The organism is Enterobacter cloacae complex sp. IR5402 (assembly GCF_049238125.1).
Lineage (GTDB): Bacteria > Pseudomonadota > Gammaproteobacteria > Enterobacterales > Enterobacteriaceae > Enterobacter > Enterobacter hormaechei_C.
In genome coordinates this window covers 213,573-232,964 of record NZ_JBMKHO010000001.1, presented here as the reverse complement: position 1 = coordinate 232,964, position 19,392 = coordinate 213,573, and the positions used below count along the sequence as shown (strand labels likewise).

Below are 19,392 nucleotides of genomic sequence, written 5' to 3'. Positions count from 1 at the left end.
ATCAACTCAGGACGCGATGGTGAAAAATATCAAAGAAATTTATAGAACATCGAGGTCGCCGTCATGTCCCCGTTCGGCATCAGGGCGTAGCGTGGGATCTCCCCCGCCTTTTGCCAGCCCGCTCTCTGATAAAACGTCTCCGCGCCGCTGCCGGTCGAGGTATCAAGCACCAGCACCGTAAGCGCTTTTTCACGCGCAACCGCCTCCAGGGCTTCCATCAGCGCCATTGCCGCCCCTTTACGGCGCGCCTTCTCATGAACCAGCAGTTTCGCGACATCTGCACGGTGCGGCTGGTTTTCAGGCTGATCGGTGATCAGCTGGACCGTGCCAACCAGCCCCTGCTCCGCATCAAAACAGCCCATGACGGTACGCTCGTCGCGCCCGACGCTGTCTGCGACGCCGAGCCAGAAGGTTTGGGCTTTCCCGGCAGAAAAAGGCAGCATAAAGCTGACGGAGGCGCCGCCGTTGACACAGTTGACGAGAATATCGTTCAGGGCATCAATATGGGTGAGGATGTCCTGTCGGGAGAGAGGTTTAATCAGCATGGGAGAGTTCATTGCGCGTCCTTAGGTTGAATCTCTCCACTTTGCTATTAACATTTTTGTAACGCAATAAGCGATGACATAGGATTTCGTTATGTCATTTTTCGCCGTGGTGTTGCCGCTTCATGGCGTACATTTGCGCATCCGCGTGTTTTAACCATGCCTGAATATCGTTGCGGTGATGATCGAACTCGCTCAACCCCCAGGAGAACTGTAACGACCAGGGATGCAGCTGACGCGCGTTATACTTTTCCGTTTGTTCGACGAGATACTGCATGGCGATCCAGGCGCCAGGCTCATCGGTATCCGCAAACAGCACCGCGAACTCATCTCCCCCGAAACGTACCAGCAGATCGGCCTCGCGGAACGAGGAACGCATCAGGGCGGCCATCGCTTTCAGAGCTTTGTCACCCTCCTGATGTCCGAAGCGATCGTTAATGGTTTTGAAATGGTCCAGATCCAGCCAGCCAAGGGTTAACGGTTCTGCCCGACGCTGCGAAACCGACAGTGCAAACTGCGCAAACTGGTTAAACCCGCGACGGTTAAACAATCCCGTGAGTTCATCGGTCGTGGCGGCGCTAACGGCTGCAAATTCATCCTCCGCCAGCGCGCTGAGATCGGCCAGTACGGCGGCATCCGCCGCGGTAAACTCCCGCGGCGCGTAATCAATGAGACACAACGATCCTACGCACGCCCCGTCGCGTAAACGCAGCGGGAAACCGGCATAAAAGCGCACGCCCGGATCTCCCGCCACCTGCGGATTATCCGCGAAGCGTTCGTCCAGCAGCGTGTCACTCACCACCAGCGGCGCGTCACCCAGGATCGTATGACCGCAAAACGAGAGGTCGCGAGGCTGGCTGGCGAGTGCCCGGCCGTCAGCAGATTTCACGATCGCGGCGTGGTCATCCACCAGCGTAATCATCGCCAGCGGCACCCTGAAAAAGCGTGTTGCCAGCCGCGTAAGACGATCAAACGCGGGATAATTGTCGATCTCAAGCAGACCGGATTCGCGCAGCGCATTCATGCGCTCCGCTTCATTAACGGGAATTTGAGGTGCCTTCATAACGTCTCCTGACGCTGAGCATTAGTAAAAGCGTAGCTTAAACAGAGACATTGTCAGTTCAGGAGGCACGATTTACCTCTATGACCAGCCAATGATGGATTACGTTGACGATATACTGTTGTTGCTGCGCACTCAGCGGCACGCCCTGCGGAATAGCGTGCCACTTAGCCAGACAGCCCCGACAGCAGGTTGCCGTGGCATGCTGGGCGATAAAAACCGGATGGCCGCGCATCGGCGTCTGCTTACCGTCATTCACCGGGTGTGCAGGCGCCAGCCGCGCGGCGACAAAATCGGCGGCATGCTTATCGATAGTCTCTGCGCCCTTATCCCAGCAGTATTGCCGCTCTTTCGTCCCTAAATGAAATCGTGAACGAAACGTGGAGCGAGCCAGGCGCGCGAACAGAGGATCTAACGTGGACATCAGTATACGGACCGTCCAAGACGTTTGGTCAGCTGTTCCAGCGCCGCTACGCCCGCCAGTGAATTTCCGGTCTCGTCCAGTTCCGGGCTCCAGACGGCAATCGCCATCTCGTGGGGGACAATCGCCACGACCCCACCGCCAACGCCGGATTTAGCCGGCAGCCCCACGCGCCAGGCAAACTCCCCGGCATTCTGATACATTCCGCTGGTTGCCATTAAGGCGTTGATCTGCCGGGCCTGCATCGGGGAGACAACGTCCTCGCCCAGATGAGGGGCATGGCCCTGATGCGCCAGAAACAGAAAAGTCTGCGCCAGTTCAACGCAGTTCATCTTCAGCGCGCAGTAATGAAAATAGTTTTGCAGCACCGTGGCAACGTCATTATAAAAGTTGCCGAAGGACTTCATCAGCCAGGCGATGGCGGCGTTACGTGCAGAGTGTTCAAACTCAGAGCGCGCTACCACCGGATCGTAGGCGATGTCCTGCACGCCGGAAAGCTGCCGCACAATCTGGAGCATCCGCTGGCGCGGCGCGCTCAGCCGGCTTTGCAGCATATCGCACACCACCAGCGCCCCGGCGTTAATAAATGGGTTACGCGGCTTACCCTGTTCGATTTCCAGCTGAAGAAGGGAGTTAAACGGCTGACCGGACGGATCTTTGCCCACCCGCTGCCAGATCTCCTGCTCGTCATACTGGCGCATGGCGGCAACGAGGCTAAGCACTTTTGAGATCGACTGAATGGAAAATCGCTCCAGCGCGTCTCCCGCCTGAAAACGCTGCCCGTCGACAGTACAAATGGCGATGCCGAGCTTATTACCGCTGATCGAGGCCAGCGCGGGAATGTAATCGGCAACCTTACCCTGCCCCAGTAACGGACGAACCTGCGCCAGAATCTCGTCCAGCATCTCATTATGGATGACCGCAGCCACACTTTGCTCCTTGCCCTCAGGCTAAAACGGGCTGCGAGTATAACAGAGGCTTATACGTCACGTCAGGCAGGGAGACGAAAACGCGAGACGGCCTGCAACAAAAGATCGGACTGTTGATGCAGGCGCTCAGAGGCATTTGACGCTTCGCTAACCAGCACATCAGTCTGACGTGATACCTGATTCAGCGCCTGAAGCTGACGGGTCATCTGATGGATGCTATCCCCCTGATTCAGGGTGGCCAAGGAAATATCATTCAGCAGGCTGCTCAGATTCGCCACCAGCCCGGTGACCTGTTGCAAATTCTCTTCCAGACGGTTTACCACCTGAGATCCTTCCTCAATGCCCTGAAGCGAGTGGTTAATCAGCGCCTGGATGGTTTGCGTAGAGTGACTGCTTTTTCTGGCCAGCAACCCCACTTCCCGGGCGACCACCGCAAATCCGCGCCCCTGCTCTCCTGCATGGGCGGCTTCAATGGCAGCATTGAGGGCGAGAATGTTGGTCTGAAACGCCACGCTGTCGATCATCGCGACGATCCCGCGCATCTCTGAGGATCGGTCGACGATCGTCTGCATCGAGCCATTCACCGCCGTCATCATTTGCTCCCCGCCTACGGCAGCCTGTCGGGCTTCATCCGCGCGCGAGCGGGCGAGTTTTGCATAACCTGTGTTCCCCTCAACGTGGGTTTCGAGATCGGCGATATGCGCGGTCACCTCCTCCAGCTCTTTGGCTTGTCGCGTAGACTGCTGATAAAGCTTCTGATTCCCCTGCGCAAGTGACCCAATATTTTCAACCATGGCGGTAGTGGCCTCGCTGACCTGAGTCACCAGCTGCTGTAGCCCAAGCTGCATGGCGGTAATACTGCCGCAGAGCTGGCTGATTTCACGGTTAAAGCGCACAACGTCAGGCGGCGTGCCTGATAAATCCCCTGCCGCAAGCTGGTTAATATGGATAATCAGACGGCGTAGCGGGGATATCACCCACTTCGCCATTCCAAACCAGACGGCTATGGCAATGGCCAGCAGCACCAGCGGCGCAAACAGGAACAGCCGTTGCAGGCCTGAGAGTTGTTCCATGAGCGACTGACGCCCCTGTATCGCCTGCTTCTCACTCCGTTGCTGATAGCGTGCAAAGTTGTCATTAAAATCGGTCTGAAAGGCCTGGGCGGGTACGGCAAAAAAGAGGTCGATGCTGTTGGTTTTCACCAGCCCTTCCGCCTGCTCGCTAATGGCACCGAAGAACAGCTGATAGCTGTTAACAAGCCCCTCGTCCTGCGGAGGATTAAGCGCGAGCCATGCTTGCCATGCCTGTTGAGACGCCGCCAGGGATTTTTGCGCCTCGTCCATCAGGCTATGCCAGCTCCCTTCCGAACCGGTCTCTTTATCCTGCATAAAGTACACTCCGGAGCGGTTGAGCAGATCGCTCGCCGCAAGCAGCGAAATACGGGCCTGATCCAGCCTGCTCTGTTGCTGCCAGGCCAGCTGATTGCGCTGTTCGTTACGCTGGGCTTGATTCAGGGAGGCGGTGAGCAGGAAGGAGGAAGAGAGTTGCAGGGCGGAGAAAAGGCCAATAATACAAAAGATGCCGGTCAGCAGGCCAAACTGACGAGGAATAAAGCACGGCGCAAGACGACTAAAAATTTGCGTTAGGTTCATAATTTTCTTCTGTAACAATACGTTAGACGCGGCGAGTCTACGAAACGAAAATGACAGAACCATTACGCAAAAATGACAGGAAACGTGAACTGCCGGGTAGCGGCCTGGCCTTACCCGGCAACAATATTAGATGCGATCCTTCCACACCGTCTGCACATTACAGAACTCATGCAGACCGAAATGAGATAGCTCTCGCCCGAAGCCGCTCTTCTTCACTCCGCCAAAGGCAACGCGCGCATCGCTTGCGCTATAGCCGTTGATAAAGACTCCGCCGCACTCCAGCTCGCGAGAGAAGGTTTCAGCCAGCGCATCGTTAGCGGTAAAGACCGTCGCCGATAAGCCAAAATCGCTGTCGTTAGCCAGCTGCAACGCGTGCGCCGCATCATTGGCGACGGTAATCGCGGCCACCGGGCCAAACAGCTCCTGACGGAAGGCCGTCATCTGTCGGGTGACGCCGCCGAGTACGGTTGGCGCATAATAGTTACCGCTCCCGGCAAGCTTCTCTCCGCCGAGCAGCAGGGTCGCCCCTTCCGCCAGCGTAGCCTGCACCTGCTGATGCAGTTCATCGCGAAGATCAAATCGCGCCATCGGGCCAATATAGTTATCTTCCTCATCCGGTGCGCCCACCTTCAGCGCCTTGACCGCGTCAACAAAGCGTTGGGTAAAGGCGTCCGCTACGCCCGCTTCCACAATAAAGCGTTTTGCCGCCGCACAAACCTGTCCGGTATTCTGATAACGTCCGGCCACCGCCGCGTTGACGGCCAGATCAAGATCCGCATCGTTCAGAACGATAAACGGATCGGAACCGCCCAGCTCCAGCACGCATTTCTTCAGCGCCGCGCCCGCCTGCGCGCCAATTGCCGCACCAGCCCGAACGCTGCCGGTTACGGTCACCGCCGCGATACGCCGATCGTTAATCGCCTGGCTGACGCCGTCATTCGTCGCGTTCACCCAGCCAAAGACCCCCTCCGGGAAACCGGCATCCGCGAATACCTTCCCGATCAGCTCCGCCGAGCCGAGCACATTAGGCGCATGTTTAAGCAGATAGCTGTTCCCTGCCAGCAGGATCGGCACCGCACCGCGCAGCACCTGCCAGAGCGGGAAGTTCCACGGCATCACCGCAAGAATAGGTCCCAGCGGACGGTACTCAATCACCGCATTTTCGACCTGGGTTGATTCCGGGTGCAGCATCGACGGGCCGTGTTCAGCGTACCAGTCGCAAAGGCTGGCGGACTTAGCCACCTCCGCACGCGCCTGCACAATGGGCTTGCCCATCTCCCGGGAGATAGTCTGCGCCATCTCTTCCGCACGGCTACGCAGTGCCGCACCCAGATCGCGAAGTTTTTGCGCCCGGTGCGCCACGCTTTCGCGTCGCCATTGACGAAAACCAGTATCCGCCTGTGCAATGGCACGCTCAACGTCACGGGACGTTGCCCACGGGTAAGCAGCCAGCGTTTCGCCGGTAGCCGGGTTGACAGAGTGGGCATGGGTAGCAGATGAATAGGTCATGATGTTCTCCACGTAATAACAGTTGATTGATTGTGGCCTACTCTGCTATTTCTTAAAAATGAATAATACTCACCACCTTATTCACGAATCGAGAACGGTATGGACTTAACTCAGCTTGAGATGTTTAACGCCGTCGCACTGACCGGCAGCATTACCCAGGCGGCGCAGAAGGTACACCGGGTGCCCTCAAACCTCACCACCCGCATCCGACAGCTAGAAGCGGATCTCGGCGTGGAGCTGTTTATTCGCGAGAATCAGCGCCTGCGGCTTTCCCCCGCCGGGCACAATTTTTTGCGCTACAGCAAACAGATCCTGGCGCTGGTCGACGAAGCGCGAATGGTCGTCGCCGGGGATGAACCGCAGGGATTATTCTCGCTCGGCGCGCTGGAAAGTACCGCCGCCGTACGCATTCCGGAAAGTCTGGCGCGGTTTAACCAGCGCTATCCGCGCATTCAGTTTGCGTTATCCACCGGGCCTTCCGGTACGATGATTGACGGCGTGCTTGAAGGGACGCTTAGCGCCGCCTTTGTCGACGGGCCGCTCTCGCACCCGGAACTGGAAGGGATGCCGGTTTACCGGGAAGAGATGATGCTGGTCACCCCTGCGGGCCACGCGGAAGTGTCAAAAGCCACGCAGGTGAGCGGCAGCGACGTGTATGCCTTTCGCGCCAACTGTTCTTACCGGCGTCATCTGGAGAGCTGGTTCCATGCCGACCGCGTAACGCCGGGAAGGATCCATGAGATGGAGTCCTACCACGGGATGCTCGCCTGTGTGATTGCCGGGGCAGGCATTGCGCTGATGCCCCGCTCCATGCTGGAGAGCATGCCGGGGCATCATCAGGTGGCGGCGTGGCCGCTGGCGGAAAACTGGCGCTGGCTCACCACCTGGCTGGTGTGGCGACGCGGGGCGATGACCCGCCAGCTGGAGGCATTTATCGCGCTGCTGAACGAGCGTCAGCCACCTGCGCCCAGTTGTTAAAGTTGAACGTAGTCCTGGAGTCGAAGGAAAATTTTTCCCTTCATATACAGCGTGGCCTGCCCTCCAATCAGCACGCGGTCGCCTTTCAGCTCGCAGCGCAGATCCCCGCCGCGCAAGGAAACCTGGCGGGCCGACATCTGCGTTTTACCAAGCTTTTCGCTCCAGTACGGGATCAGCATGCTGTGAGCTGATCCCGTCACCGGATCCTCCGGCACCCCTTCCCCCGGGCAGAAGAAGCGGCTGACGAAATCATACTCATCTCCCGGCGCTGTAACGCAGACCATTTTCCCCAGCGGGAGCATGGCAGTGATATCCGGCGTCAGCGCCTCCACCTGCCGCTGGCTGTCGAGCACCACCATGTAGTCACGCCCCACACGGACCTCGTTTGTCGCGTTAATGCCCAGCGCGCTGAACAGCACTGGGGGTGGAGTATCGACAACCTCGGTTGACCACGCCGGGAAATTAAGCGTCAGCCAGTCGCCGCTGCGTTGTACCGTCAGTTCGCCGACAAAGCGCGTGGTGAAGGTGATTTCCGTATGCGGATAATCCAGGTATTCAAAAATAACGTGAGAAGCCGCGAGGGTTGCGTGGCCACAGAGGTTAATTTCATCCTGCGTGGTAAACCAGCGCAGTTCAAACCCGTTATCCGTTCGGACAAAAAACGCCGTCTCTGACTGATTATGCTGCTTCGCCATCTTCAGCAGCGTCTCATCCGGTAGCCACGCTTCCAGCGGACACACCGCCGCCGCATTGCCGCCGAACGCCCTGTCGCTGAAAGCATCTACCAGATAAAAATCAATTTCCTGCATCGTTGGTTCCTCTTAGATTTATTCAGCGCAGAAATACTGTGCCCTTCAGATACAGCGCCGCCTGCCCGCCCATCCGCACGCGGTCGCCCTTGAGTTCGCAGCGTACGTCTCCTCCACGGGCGGAAACCTGGCGGGCAAACATCTGTGTTTTGCCAAGCCGTGCACTCCAGTAAGGGATCAGCATGGTGTGCGCGGAGCCGGTGACAGGATCTTCCGGCACGGCCACGCCCGGCGAGAAGAAACGACTGATAAAGTCGTATTCTCCTTCGTCCCGGGCGGTGACGGCCACTTTATGCTCCCCCGGCGTCATGGCGGAGAAATCCGGATTAATGGCTTCCACCTGCTCGCGGCTCTCCAGTACCAGCACCCAGGCGCGGCCTTTTCGCGCCTCGACGTAGCGGGTGATACCGAGTGCGGTGAGCAACTCCGGTGGCGGCGTCTGCGCCTGCGTCGGGCAGGCCGGGAAGTCCAGCGTCATCCAGTCACCTTCACGGCTGACGGTCAGGCGACCAGAGGCAGTGTCAAAATGAAGGCGTGAGTCCGGATAATCCAGTTCGTTAAACAGAATATACGCCGCGGCAAGCGTCGCGTGACCACACAGATTAACCTCGGTTAGCGTGGTGAACCAGCGCAACTCGATCCCCCCTTTGGTACACACAAAAAACGCGGTTTCCGACTGGTTATGCTGTTGTGCCATCCGCAGTAACGTCTCATCCGGTAGCCACGCGTCGAGGGGGCACACCGCCGCCGGGTTGCCGCCAAAGGAGGACGCGCTGAACGCATCTACCAGATAAAAATCAATCTCCTGCATTGTGTTACCGCCTGTTTTTGTTGTGTTGTTCTTTATCTTCAATGAAAACAACCGCGTTCGCTACCGCTGCATGAAGGTAAATTTTGTGATTCATATCACATAACGGTTGAGTTTTCGCCGTTTAAGGCTTTAAGATCGTCTCCTCATCTTTCAGGCAACGAATCCCAGATATCCCTATGACAACACACACGGTTTCCCGCAGGGTCGCGTGGCTACGCGTGGTCACGCTCGCCATCGCAGCGTTTATTTTCAACACCACGGAATTTGTTCCGGTTGGGCTGCTGTCCGACATTGCGGCCAGCTTCCATATGGAAACGGCACAGGTTGGCATTATGCTGACCATCTATGCATGGGGGGTAGCGCTGATGTCGCTGCCGTTTATGCTGCTGACCAGCCAGATGGAACGTCGTAAGCTGCTGATTGGGCTGTTTGTGGTGTTCATTGCCAGCCATGTGCTGTCATTTATGGCATGGAACTTCACCGTGCTAGTCATCAGCCGCGTCGGCATCGCGTTTGCCCATGCCGTTTTCTGGTCGATCACCGCATCGCTCGCCATTCGTCTGGCCCCGGCGGGGAAACGCGCCCAGGCGCTGAGCCTGATTGCCACCGGAACGGCGCTGGCGATGGTGTTAGGCCTGCCGATCGGGCGCATTGTGGGTCAATACTTCGGCTGGCGCACCACCTTCTTTGCCATCGGCATGGGGGCGCTGATCACCCTGGTGTGTCTGATCAAACTGCTGCCAAAACTGCCCAGCGAACACTCCGGCTCGCTGAAAAGTCTTCCGCTGCTGATGCGTCGACCGGCGCTGATGAGCATCTATTTGCTGACCGTGATTGTGGTGACCGCCCATTACACGGCCTACAGCTATATTGAGCCGTTTGTTCAGGTTGTGGCGGGCTTTAGCGCTAACTTTGCCACCGTTCTGCTGCTGATCCTGGGCGGCGCGGGGATTATCGGCAGCATCCTGTTCGGGAAGCTGGGCAATCAGCATGCGTCTGCGCTTGTAAGCAGTGCGATTGGCCTGCTGCTGGCATGTCTGCTGTTACTGATGCCTGCGGCAGGCAGCGAGAGTCATCTGGCGATCCTCAGTCTGTTCTGGGGCGTGGCGATCATGATTATTGGTCTGGGAATGCAGGTCAAAGTGCTGGCGCTGGCCCCGGACGCCACGGACGTAGCGATGTCGCTCTTCTCCGGGATTTTTAATCTGGGGATTGGCGCCGGTGCGCTGGTGGGAAATCAGATCAGCCTGCATGTATCGATGTCGGCCATTGGCTATCTCGGGGCGATTCCGGCGCTGATCGCGCTGATCTGGTCGGTGCTTATCTTCCGTAAATGGCCGGTCGCGATGGAAGAACAGACCAGCCACGCCAGCCACGGTTGACGTTTGTTGTGCCGGGTGGCTCTGCGCTTACCCGGCAACGTTCTCAATGATACGTCTTAACAATCTCCAGCACGCCGTTAATAATAAACTGCACGCCCATACAGACCAGCAGGAAGCCCATCAGACGGGAGATAGCTTCAATCCCCCCCTTGCCCACCCAGCGCATAATCGCCCCGGAACTGCGCAATGACCCCCAGACAATAATGGCAATAAGCGCAAAAATGATCGGCGGCGCAACGGTGATAACCCAGTGCGGAAATGTCGACCCATCACGCACCGTTGAGGCGGAACTGATGATCATCGCAATCGTTCCCGGCCCTGCCGTGCTCGGCATGGCTAACGGCACAAACGCGATGTTGGCGCTCGGTTCGCTTTCAAGCTCCTCCGATTTGCTTTTGGCTTCCGGGGATTCGTGCGCTTTGTGCGCCGGGAACAGCATCCGGAAACCAATAAAGGCCACGATCAGCCCGCCAGCGATACGCAGACCGGGAATCGAAATACCAAAGGTATTCATCACCAGTTGCCCGGCGTAATAAGCCACCATCATTATGGCAAAGACGTACACAGAGGCCATCATCGACTGCTGATTGCGCTCCGCGCTGTTCATGTTCCCCGCCAGCCCCAGAAAAAGCGCCACCGTCGTTAACGGGTTCGCCAGCGGCAGCAACACCACCAGCCCAAGCCCCACTGCTTTAATCAAATCCAACATAATGCACCGCAGTCCTTATCCTTATTCAACATCGCAATTATAGGGGCAAATCCTCGTCCGTAGCCATCCGCGCAGCGTAACCATAATTGTCTCTCGTAATTCATAACCCCAGATTATCTGTATGATTTAAAAGCGTACAGAATGAGTTCCTGAAGCGTTTTAGCATTTCGTGGCATCGGCCGATTCATTCAGTTGACTTATACTTGCCTGAGCAATAATATCTGCCGTGACTAAACTACTTGCCAGGGCAACCATTGTGAAAAGCACCAGTGACCTCTTTAACGACATAATCCCACTGGGTCGTCTTATTCATATGGTTAATCAGAAAAAAGATCGCCTGCTCAATGACTATCTGTCACCGCTGGATATCACCGCAACACAGTTTAAAGTGCTGTGTTCCATTCGCTGCGAAGTGTGTATCACGCCGGTTGAGCTGAAAAAGGTGCTCTCTGTCGATCTGGGTGCGTTAACCCGCATGCTGGATCGTCTCGTCTGTAAAGGATGGGTAGAACGAAGCCCTAACCCAAATGACAAACGTGGCGTACTGGTGAAACTGACCAGCGATGGCGCGGCCATGTGTGAGCAATGTCATCAATTAGTAGGACAAACACTGCACCAGGAACTGACAAAAAACTTAACGGCGGATGAAGTGGCAACGCTTGAGCTTTTACTCAAGAAAATCCTGCCGTAAACAGAAAAAGAGGTATGACGATGTCCAGACGCAATACTGACGCTATCACCATTCATAGCATTTTGGACTGGATCGAAGATAACCTGGAATCTCCGCTCTCCCTTGAGAAAGTGTCTGAGCGTTCAGGTTACTCAAAATGGCACCTGCAACGGATGTTTAAAAAAGAGACCGGCCATTCATTAGGACAATATATTCGCAGCCGCAAGCTGACGGAGATTGCCCAAAAACTGAAAGAAAGCAATGAGCCGATCCTCTATCTGGCGGAACGTTACGGATTTGAATCGCAACAAACCCTGACGCGTACATTCAAGAACTACTTTGACGTGCCGCCTCATAAGTACCGTATTACCAGTATGCCGGGTGAATCCCGTTATCTGTATCCGCTAAAACATTGCAGTTAATCATCGCCTGTTAAGACGTAACCGAGGAAATCATGAAATTTATCGCCTCCGCCGCCCTCACCTTGCTGGTGATGGTTTCCGGCCAGAGCTTCGCGGAGCAAACCCCCAGTGCGGGGCAGCAAAATAATCGTGACACCATGATTATGCCGTCCACGCAAAACCAGTCGCCCTGGGACTTCAATCACATGGGCGCTGGCAGCGACAAATCCGACGAATTAGGCGTGCCGTATTACAACCACGACCTGTAATTCGTTTTTGCCCCGCTAATGCGGGGCTTTTTTCTGCCTTAACTCTGCACCCGCGTCGCCCGATGCACCCGCAAGCCAAAGACGTTGATATACAGCCCGGCCATAATCAGCCCTGCGCCACACAGTTGCAGCGCGCTGAGCGTTTCATCCAGCAACAGTGCGGCGCTGGCAAGCCCGACCACCGGTACCAGCAGCGATAACGGCGCCACGCGCCAGGTTTCATAGCGTCCGAGCAGCGATCCCCAGATACCATAGCCAATGATTGAGGCAACGAACGCCAGGTAGATCAGCGACAAAATAGTCGTCAGGTCGATCTCCACCAGGCTTTTCAGCATCGCCTGCGGCCCCTCCAGAATAAATGACGCGGCCATAAACGGTACGATGGGGATCAACGCGCTCCAGACCACCAGCGATAAGACCGCCGGACGCGCCTCGTGCTGCATTATCAGCTTGTTAAAGATATTGCCGCACGCCCAGCTCAGCCCCGCCGCCAGGGTGAGCATAAAGCCCAGCAGCGCGACATGCTGACCGTTGAGGCTGCCTTCAATCAGCACCAGCACGCCAAAGACCGCAAGGCTAATGCCCGCCAGCTGCTTGCCCTGCAAGCGTTCGCCAAAGACAAACGCGCCGAGAATGATGGTAAAGAACGCCTGCACCTGAAGCACCAGCGAAGCCAGGCCCGCAGGCATACCGAATTTAATAGCGCAAAAAAGAAACGCAAACTGACCAAAGCTGATGGTGAGGCCGTAGCCCAGCAGCAGCTTGAGGGGAATTTTCGGGCGGGCGACGAACAGCAGCGCCGGAAACGCCACCAGCAGGAAGCGCAGACCCGCCAGCATCAATGGAGGCATGTTGTGCAACCCCATTTTGATGACCACAAAATTGAGTCCCCACACCACGACAACCAGCAACGCTAACAGCCCGTCTTTCCGCGTCATTTTCCGCCCCTGAAATATTAAAATTTTGTAAACACTTCAAGGTAACAGAAAAAATAGCCCCGCGAGAAGATCATTAATTCTGGTACTGAAGAGAAGCACTTGCAGATAAATTGGGTGCTATACAAGCTGCCGATCCCATGATAATCCTGTAATAACACAACAAAAAAGCATAAGCATTTGTCGGGCAGGAAAATGAAACCATCAATCAGGCGCTCAACCGCAGCGCTGCTGGCATCGTCATTGTTATTAACAATTGGCCGCGGGGCAACGCTGCCCTTTATGACCATATATCTTACACGCGTGTACGATATGAGCGTGGAGAATATTGGCTATGCCCTTACCGTGGCGTTGACCATTGGCGTGGTGTTTAGCCTGGGGTTTGGCATCCTGGCGGATAAATTCGACAAAAAACGCTATATGCTGATCGCCATCGTCGCCTTTATCGCCGGGTTTGTGGCCATTCCGCTGGTGAATAACGTGACGCTGGTAGTGCTGTTCTTTGCCCTGATTAACTGCGCCTATTCCGTCTTCTCAACGGTGCTGAAAGCATGGTTTGCCGACGTGCTGACCTCCAGCGAAAAGGCGCGCGTTTTCTCACTCAACTACAGTTTCCTGAACATCGGCTGGACGATTGGGCCGCCGATCGGCACCCTGCTTGTGATGTACAGCCTGCAACTGCCGTTCTGGCTGGCGGCCTTCTGCGCCGCACTGCCGCTCGGGTTTATCCATTTCTTTGTGCAGAAAAGCATAGCCTCGGACAGCCCTGAGGAGAAAATGCCATGGCAACCCTCGGTGCTGCTGAAAGACCGGGCGCTGTTCTGGTACACGCTTTCCGGGCTGCTGGCGTCGTATGTGGGTGGATCGTTTGCCACCTGCATTTCCCAGTATGTCCTCGCTGCACATGCGGACAGTGATTTCGCAGAAAAGGTGGTGGCCGTTGTGCTGCCCGTCAACGCGGCGGTGGTCGTCACCCTGCAATATGCGCTTGGACGGAAGATCACCGCCAGCAATATCCGTCCGCTAATGACCGCCGCGACGCTTTTTTTCATCCTCGGGCTGGGGGGGTTTATGCTTTCCGGCGAGAACCTGATTTACTGGGGGATCGCGGCAGCGATTTTCACCCTGGGTGAGGTTATTTATGCACCGGGTGAATACATGCTGATCGACAATATCGCCCCGCCGGGCATGAAGGCGAGCTACTTCTCCGCACAAGCGCTGGGCTGGCTGGGCGCGGCGGCGAACCCGATGATCACCGGGCTCATCCTGACCCATCTGCCGCACTGGTCATTATTTATCATTATGATGGCCGCCATCATTGCGGCCTGGCTGATGATATTGCGCGGGATGCGCGTGAAAAGTGAAGATAGCGTGTCGAGTAGCGCTGCGCTTACCCGACCTGGAAAACCCTAATCCCAGGCCGGGTAAGGCGAAGCCGTCCCCCGGCAAAACCAACACCTTAGTGGTGCAACATCTCCTCAACCACCTGCTCTTTGTACATCTCATTCGGGTAGTAGGTCGGCCAGTTATCCATCTCTTTCAGCAGCGCCTCGTGGGAGGTGTTGCCCATAAAGATATGGAAGTGTGAAGAGGCTTTCGGCCCGATGATATGGTCGCTGAACTGCACAAACTTAGGCGCCTCGCTCGCGTTATCCTTGCACTCAAACAGGTAGCGCACACCTTTTTTCCCCGACGCATAGGTCAGAATTTTGTAGCCGCTGTAGTCGTAGCGGCAGCTGCTCACCGTTTTGCCTCGGTGGAATTCCATCACGTTGTTTTCAATGCCGATGGCGTCCACGTCCGTCGCGTAACCCTTGCGGTAGTAGGCCTTCACCTCGGCAGCAGATTTTTCTCCCTTCTGCGCTTTCTTTTCGAAAACCGGATCCAGCGAACCATCAAGCAGGAACGGGTAAACAGACTGCCATGTTCCGTCCCAGTCAGACAGCTTCCTGTCCCTGACGTCTTTATCCTCAAAGACGCCGTTTGCCGCCTTCTGTTCCGCCTCCGTCATCTGATGACCGTGCGAATGGGCAAAAAGCGAGCCGCTTACCAGCAGCGTTCCCAAAGTCAGCGCAATTTTTCCAGGTTGTGCAGCCACAGCAAAATCCTCATTCCGTTTTATAAGAACAGGGATGTTATATTATAACATTTCAGATCGCAACCAGCCCGCGAACGCCCTCCCGCTCCATATTCTCCCCGCGCCCCTGCTGGACGATGCTGCCGCGCGACATCACCAGATAGCTGTCGGCCAGCTCTGCCGCAAAATCATAAAATTGCTCCACCAGCAGGATCGCCATATCCCCCCGGTTCGCCAGGCTGCGGATCACCTGCCCAATCTCTTTAATCACCGACGGCTGAATACCTTCCGTGGGTTCATCCAGAATCAGTAACTGTGGACGGCTCGCCAGCGCGCGACCAATCGCCAGCTGCTGTTGCTGACCACCGGAAAGATCGCCTCCGCGTCGGTGCTTCATCTCCTTCAGCACCGGGAAAAGCTGCCAAATCTCCTCCGGTACGCTCCTTGCGTTTCCCGCTGAGAAGCGCGTCAGCCCCATCAGCAGGTTTTCTTCTACGGTCAGACGCGGAAAAATCTCCCGCCCCTGCGGAACATACGCCACGCCGGACTGCACTCGCTGGTGCGGTTTACTGTGAGTGATGGTCTTTCCCTGCCAGACGACCTCCCCGGCTTTCACCGGGATCAGCCCCATCAGGCACCTCAGCAGCGTGGTTTTGCCCACCCCGTTGCGCCCCAGCAGGCAGGTAACTTCCCCGACGACCGCCTCAAAGCTCACCCCGCGCAGAATATGACTTCCGCCGTAGTACTGATTCAGTTCGCAAACCTGTAACATCCCCTCTCCTTAACGTCCCAGATAGACGTCAATTACCTGTTCATTGGCCTGTACCTCGCGAAGCGAACCTTCCGCCAGTACCCGCCCCTGATGCAGCACCGTGACGTGGTCGGCGATGGTCTCGACGAAGCCCATATCGTGCTCAACCACCATCAGCGAATGCTTGCCTGCCAGGGTTCGGAACAGCTCGGCTGTGTATTCCGTCTCTGCGTCGGTCATACCGGCAGCGGGTTCGTCCAGCAGCAACAGGTGCGGGTCCTGCACCAGCAGCATGCCGATCTCCAGAAACTGCTTCTGTCCGTGGGAAAGCAGTCCGGCACGGCGATCGCGTTCGCTGCCAAGCCGCAGCAAAACCAGCATCTCGTCAATGCGGTCGCGCTGCTCGCCGCTGAGCGTTGCCCGCAGGCTCGCCCAGACGGACCTGTCGGCTTTCATGGCGATTTCGAGGTTTTCCCCTACGGTCAGCGCTTCAAACACGGTCGGCTTCTGGAACTTACGGCCAATGCCCTGACGGGCGATGGCCGCCGGTTCCAGGACTGTCAGATCGATGGACTGATCGTAAATAGCTTTCCCGCTTTTTGGCCGGGTTTTGCCGGTGATCACGTCCATCAGCGTGGTTTTACCGGCGCCGTTAGGGCCAATGATGCAGCGCAATTCTCCGACGCCGATATTCAGCGAAAGATCGGTCAACGCCTGAAAACCGTCGAAACTGACGTTAATGGCCTCGAGCTGCAACACCGGATCGGTCTGCTCACGGTAACGATCGCCCGGTAGCTGGCGGGTAAAGAGTCCTTCAGAGGGCTGCATTAATTCTCTCCCTTACGAAACAGACCGAACACGCCGCGCGGTAAAAACAGCGTCACGGCGATGAAAATCAGCCCCAGAAACAGCTGCCAGTACTCCGGCATCGCCACGGTGAAAAAGCTCTTCGCACCGTTGACCAGCGCCGCGCCCATCACCGGGCCCACCAGCGTGCCGCGACCGCCCAGCGCCACCCAGATGGCCGCTTCAATCGAGTTGGTCGGCGACATTTCACCCGGGTTGATAATACCCACCTGCGGAACGTACAGCGCCCCCGCCAGGCCACACAGCACGGCGGAAAGCGTCCACACCAGCAGCTTGAAACCGCGCGGATCGTAGCCGCAGAACGTCAGACGGTTTTCCGCATCGCGCACCGCCGTTAAAATGCGGCCAAATTTACTCTTCGCCAGCGCGTAGCCTGTGCCCAGGGCCAGCAGCAGCAGCATGACCGTTGCGAGAAACAGCGCGATCCGCGTGGTAGTCGCCGTGACGGAAAACCCGAGCAGCGTGGTAAAGCCGGTAAAGCCGTTATTGCCGCCAAAGCCGGTTTCGTTGCGAAAGAACAGCAGCATGCCCGCATAGGTCAGCGCCTGGGTCATGATGGAGAAATAGACCCCTTTGATCTTCGAGCGGAAAGCAAACCAGCCGAAGACCAGCGCCAGCAGGCCGGGGATCGTCACAATTAACACCAGAGCCCAGGCAAAATGCTGCGTTCCCCACCAGAACCAGGGCAGTTCGCTCCACGAGAGAAACGACATAAACGCGGGCAGCCCGTCCCCGGCCGCCTGGCGCATCAGGTACATGCCCATCGCATAGCCGCCCAGGGCGAAGAATATGCCGTGCCCCAGCGAGAGCATACCGGCATAGCCCCAGACCAGATCGAGTGCCACGGCGACAACTGCGTAGCAGAGGATCTTGCCGATGAGCGTCAACATCCACGTAGAAACGGCCAGCGGATGCGTTGCGGGTAACAGCGCGAGAAAAGGCAGCACCAGCAGCGCCGCAACCAGCAGACTGCCGAAGATTTGCGCGATGCGCGGTGCCCTGCGCGCCAGTGTTAAGGTCAATGGCTGGCTCATCAGTCAGTCACCCTCCCTTTAAGTGCGAATAACCCCTGCGGACGTTTCTGGATAAACAGAATGATCGCCACCAGAATCAGTATCTTGCCCAGCACGGCGCCCATCTGCGGTTCAAGAATTTTATTGAAGATCCCCAGACCAAAGGCCGCCGCGACGCTACCGGCCAGCTGGCCGACGCCGCCGAGCACCACCACCAGGAATGAATCGATGATGTAACCCTGGCCCAGCTCCGGTCCCACGTTCCCCAACTGGGATAACGCCACGCCGCCCAACCCGGCAATGCCGGACCCGAGGCCAAACGCCAGCATATCTACCCGTCCGGTGGGAACGCCGCAGCAGGCCGCCATGCTGCGGTTTTGCGTCACCGCCCGCACGTTCAGACCCAGACGCGTTTTGTTCAGAATGAGCCAGGTGAAGAACAGCACCATCAGCACAAACCCGAGCACCACAATACGGTTCCACGGCAGCGTCAGGTTGGCGAAAACCTGCACCCCGCCGGACAGCCAGGCCGGGTTAGCGACCTCAAGGTTTTGGGCGCCAAAGGTCATGCGCACCAGCTGGATAAGCATCAGGCTGATCCCCCAGGTGGCGAGCAGGGTTTCCAGCGGGCGGCCATAAAGATGGCGGATCACCGTGCGCTCCAGCACCATCCCGATACCTGCCGTCAGGCAAAACGCCACCGGCAGCGCCACCACCGGATAAAGCGCCAGCCACTGAGGCATCCACTGCGCCATCACCTGCTGCACCAACCAGGTAGCATACGCCCCGAGCATCAGCATTTCACCGTGGGCCATGTTAATCACCCCCAGCAGACCATAGGTGATAGCCAGCCCGAGCGCGGCCAGCAAGAGTACCGACCCCAACGACAGGCCCATGAAGGCCTGCCCCAGCAGTTCACCCCACATCAGCCGGTGCTGAATACGGTCCAGGCTCTCAGCGGCGGCGGCACGTACCCGTGCGTCCGGCTCGGTTTGCGCCCGGGTGAACGGCGTCAGCGTGGCCTGAACGTCCGGATCGTCAGACTGTCCCAACAGTTCAACCGCGTTGAGGCGCGTTTCCGCCTGCGGACTCGCCAGCTGAAGATTTGCCAGCGCCAGCCTCAGCGACTGTCGGGTGACGTCGTCCGTTTCGCGATTAGCCCGCTGTTGCAGAAACCCGAGCATATCCGGCTGGGCGTCACGCTGAAGTTGCCGCGCGGCATGACGCCTTTCGGTGACACTGTCACTGACAAGCTGATGCGTCGCCAGCGCCGTGACGGTTAACACGCGCAGCCGGTTGGTCAGCCGCACGGCTTTGGTCGTTCCTTCGGCGCTCTTTGCCGCGCCCAGGGCAACCATTTCGCCGTCGATGCGGGTAAATGCCTTCTTCTGGCTGTCGGTATAAAGGTTCTCCTGTTGTAGCGCCTTAAGCAGCGGCAAACGTGCAGGTTCCGGCGTGGCTGCCCAGCGGGTCAGCATGGCGGTTTGCTGGCTGCGGCTAGCGGCAACGAAATCATCGGCATCCGATGCCTGCGCCATCCCTGGCAGCAGTCCGGTAAGCCACACAATCGCAATCATCATGCGTATGGCGTTCATGACGTCTCTCCC

The 19,392-nt window shown here is 57.2% G+C and carries 21 protein-coding genes; 6 read left to right on the top strand and 15 right to left on the bottom strand.

The features are described 5' to 3' along the window. Window positions 1–29: 29 nt before the first annotated feature. From ACOTXL_RS01160 to sad, 6 genes are all read right to left on the bottom strand, one after another. Window positions 30–557, bottom strand: coding sequence for a GNAT family N-acetyltransferase (locus tag ACOTXL_RS01160; RefSeq protein WP_045349934.1), 528 nt, complete (start codon window positions 555–557; stop codon window positions 30–32). An 82-nt stretch (window positions 558–639) separates the two neighbouring features. After that, window positions 640–1,605: a sensor domain-containing diguanylate cyclase gene (locus ACOTXL_RS01155; RefSeq protein WP_032609205.1), complete on the bottom strand. Its 966-nt coding sequence runs from the start codon at window positions 1,603–1,605 to the stop codon at window positions 640–642. A 58-nt stretch (window positions 1,606–1,663) separates the two neighbouring features. Beyond that, complete coding sequence (locus ACOTXL_RS01150; RefSeq protein WP_003857163.1) at window positions 1,664–2,026, bottom strand: DUF4186 domain-containing protein; 363 nt, start codon at window positions 2,024–2,026, stop codon at window positions 1,664–1,666. Continuing rightward, window positions 2,026–2,952, bottom strand: a complete 927-nt coding sequence (gene glsB, locus ACOTXL_RS01145; protein ID WP_045349932.1) for a glutaminase B — start codon at window positions 2,950–2,952, stop codon at window positions 2,026–2,028. Before glsB ends, ACOTXL_RS01150 begins: the two co-directional genes overlap by 1 nt. 62 nt (window positions 2,953–3,014) lie before the next feature. After that, on the bottom strand, window positions 3,015–4,604 hold the full coding sequence (locus tag ACOTXL_RS01140) for a methyl-accepting chemotaxis protein (protein ID WP_045349930.1): 1,590 nt from the start codon (window positions 4,602–4,604) through the stop codon (window positions 3,015–3,017). Between the two features lie 126 nt (window positions 4,605–4,730). After that, window positions 4,731–6,113 carry a succinate-semialdehyde dehydrogenase gene (gene sad / locus ACOTXL_RS01135; RefSeq protein ID WP_045349928.1) on the bottom strand — a complete coding sequence of 461 codons (1,383 nt, stop codon included), beginning with the start codon at window positions 6,111–6,113 and terminating at the stop codon, window positions 4,731–4,733. Window positions 6,114–6,212: 99 nt separating this feature from the next. On the opposite strand from sad, the gene ptrR reads away from it, so the two are divergent. Next, a complete protein-coding gene (ptrR, locus tag ACOTXL_RS01130) occupies window positions 6,213–7,091 on the top strand; it encodes a putrescine utilization regulator PtrR (RefSeq protein WP_017382364.1) in 879 nt (292 codons plus the stop codon). Here ptrR and ACOTXL_RS01125 read toward each other — a convergent pair. Next, a complete protein-coding gene (locus tag ACOTXL_RS01125; RefSeq protein WP_003857174.1) occupies window positions 7,088–7,900 on the bottom strand; it encodes a PhzF family phenazine biosynthesis protein in 813 nt (270 codons plus the stop codon). The genes ptrR and ACOTXL_RS01125 overlap by 4 nt on opposite strands. A 22-nt stretch (window positions 7,901–7,922) precedes the next feature. Next, on the bottom strand, window positions 7,923–8,711 hold the full coding sequence (locus tag ACOTXL_RS01120; RefSeq protein WP_045349925.1) for a PhzF family phenazine biosynthesis protein: 789 nt from the start codon (window positions 8,709–8,711) through the stop codon (window positions 7,923–7,925). A gap of 176 nt (window positions 8,712–8,887) precedes the next feature. On the opposite strand from ACOTXL_RS01120, the gene ACOTXL_RS01115 reads away from it, so the two are divergent. Next, on the top strand, window positions 8,888–10,093 hold the full coding sequence (locus ACOTXL_RS01115; protein ID WP_045617326.1) for a sugar transporter: 1,206 nt from the start codon (window positions 8,888–8,890) through the stop codon (window positions 10,091–10,093). Window positions 10,094–10,136: 43 nt separating this feature from the next. Here the strand turns inward: ACOTXL_RS01115 and ACOTXL_RS01110 are convergent, their stop codons facing one another. Then, window positions 10,137–10,802 (bottom strand): MarC family NAAT transporter, encoded by a 666-nt coding sequence (locus ACOTXL_RS01110; protein WP_003857180.1) that lies wholly within the window; start codon window positions 10,800–10,802, stop codon window positions 10,137–10,139. Window positions 10,803–11,058: 256 nt separating this feature from the next. On the opposite strand from ACOTXL_RS01110, the gene marR reads away from it, so the two are divergent. The 3 genes from marR to marB are packed head-to-tail and all read left to right on the top strand — an operon-like array spanning window position 11,059 to window position 12,142. After that, window positions 11,059–11,493: a multiple antibiotic resistance transcriptional regulator MarR gene (gene marR / locus ACOTXL_RS01105; protein WP_003857182.1), complete on the top strand. Its 435-nt coding sequence runs from the start codon at window positions 11,059–11,061 to the stop codon at window positions 11,491–11,493. Between the two features lie 20 nt (window positions 11,494–11,513). Further along, window positions 11,514–11,894 (top strand): MDR efflux pump AcrAB transcriptional activator MarA, encoded by a 381-nt coding sequence (marA, locus tag ACOTXL_RS01100; protein ID WP_001303241.1) that lies wholly within the window; start codon window positions 11,514–11,516, stop codon window positions 11,892–11,894. A gap of 32 nt (window positions 11,895–11,926) precedes the next feature. Further along, the gene (gene marB, locus ACOTXL_RS01095; protein ID WP_086532008.1) at window positions 11,927–12,142 is read left to right on the top strand and encodes a multiple antibiotic resistance protein MarB; all 216 of its coding nucleotides are present in this window, start codon (window positions 11,927–11,929) and stop codon (window positions 12,140–12,142) included. Between the two features lie 38 nt (window positions 12,143–12,180). On the opposite strand, the gene eamA is transcribed toward marB, so the two are convergent. Beyond that, window positions 12,181–13,080 (bottom strand): O-acetylserine/cysteine exporter, encoded by a 900-nt coding sequence (eamA, locus tag ACOTXL_RS01090; RefSeq protein ID WP_045349922.1) that lies wholly within the window; start codon window positions 13,078–13,080, stop codon window positions 12,181–12,183. Window positions 13,081–13,272: 192 nt separating this feature from the next. Between eamA and ydeE the strand changes: the two genes are divergently transcribed. Further along, a complete protein-coding gene (gene ydeE, locus ACOTXL_RS01085; RefSeq protein ID WP_003857189.1) occupies window positions 13,273–14,490 on the top strand; it encodes an efflux MFS transporter YdeE in 1,218 nt (405 codons plus the stop codon). A 46-nt stretch (window positions 14,491–14,536) separates the two neighbouring features. Here ydeE and zinT read toward each other — a convergent pair whose 3' ends face one another. The 5 genes from zinT to urtB are packed head-to-tail and all read right to left on the bottom strand — an operon-like array spanning window position 14,537 to window position 19,380. Continuing rightward, complete coding sequence (zinT, locus tag ACOTXL_RS01080; protein WP_003857190.1) at window positions 14,537–15,175, bottom strand: metal-binding protein ZinT; 639 nt, start codon at window positions 15,173–15,175, stop codon at window positions 14,537–14,539. A gap of 52 nt (window positions 15,176–15,227) precedes the next feature. Then, entirely contained in the window at window positions 15,228–15,926 is a 699-nt protein-coding gene (gene urtE, locus ACOTXL_RS01075) for an urea ABC transporter ATP-binding subunit UrtE (protein WP_045349920.1), read from the bottom strand. Between the two features lie 9 nt (window positions 15,927–15,935). Further along, on the bottom strand, window positions 15,936–16,733 hold the full coding sequence (gene urtD, locus ACOTXL_RS01070; RefSeq protein WP_045349918.1) for an urea ABC transporter ATP-binding protein UrtD: 798 nt from the start codon (window positions 16,731–16,733) through the stop codon (window positions 15,936–15,938). Then, the gene (urtC, locus tag ACOTXL_RS01065; RefSeq protein WP_045349916.1) at window positions 16,733–17,806 is read right to left on the bottom strand and encodes an urea ABC transporter permease subunit UrtC; all 1,074 of its coding nucleotides are present in this window, start codon (window positions 17,804–17,806) and stop codon (window positions 16,733–16,735) included. Before urtC ends, urtD begins: the two co-directional genes overlap by 1 nt. After that, a complete protein-coding gene (gene urtB, locus ACOTXL_RS01060; protein ID WP_045349914.1) occupies window positions 17,806–19,380 on the bottom strand; it encodes an urea ABC transporter permease subunit UrtB in 1,575 nt (524 codons plus the stop codon). The genes urtC and urtB overlap by 1 nt, the downstream gene beginning before the upstream one ends. Window positions 19,381–19,392: the final 12 nt, after the last annotated feature.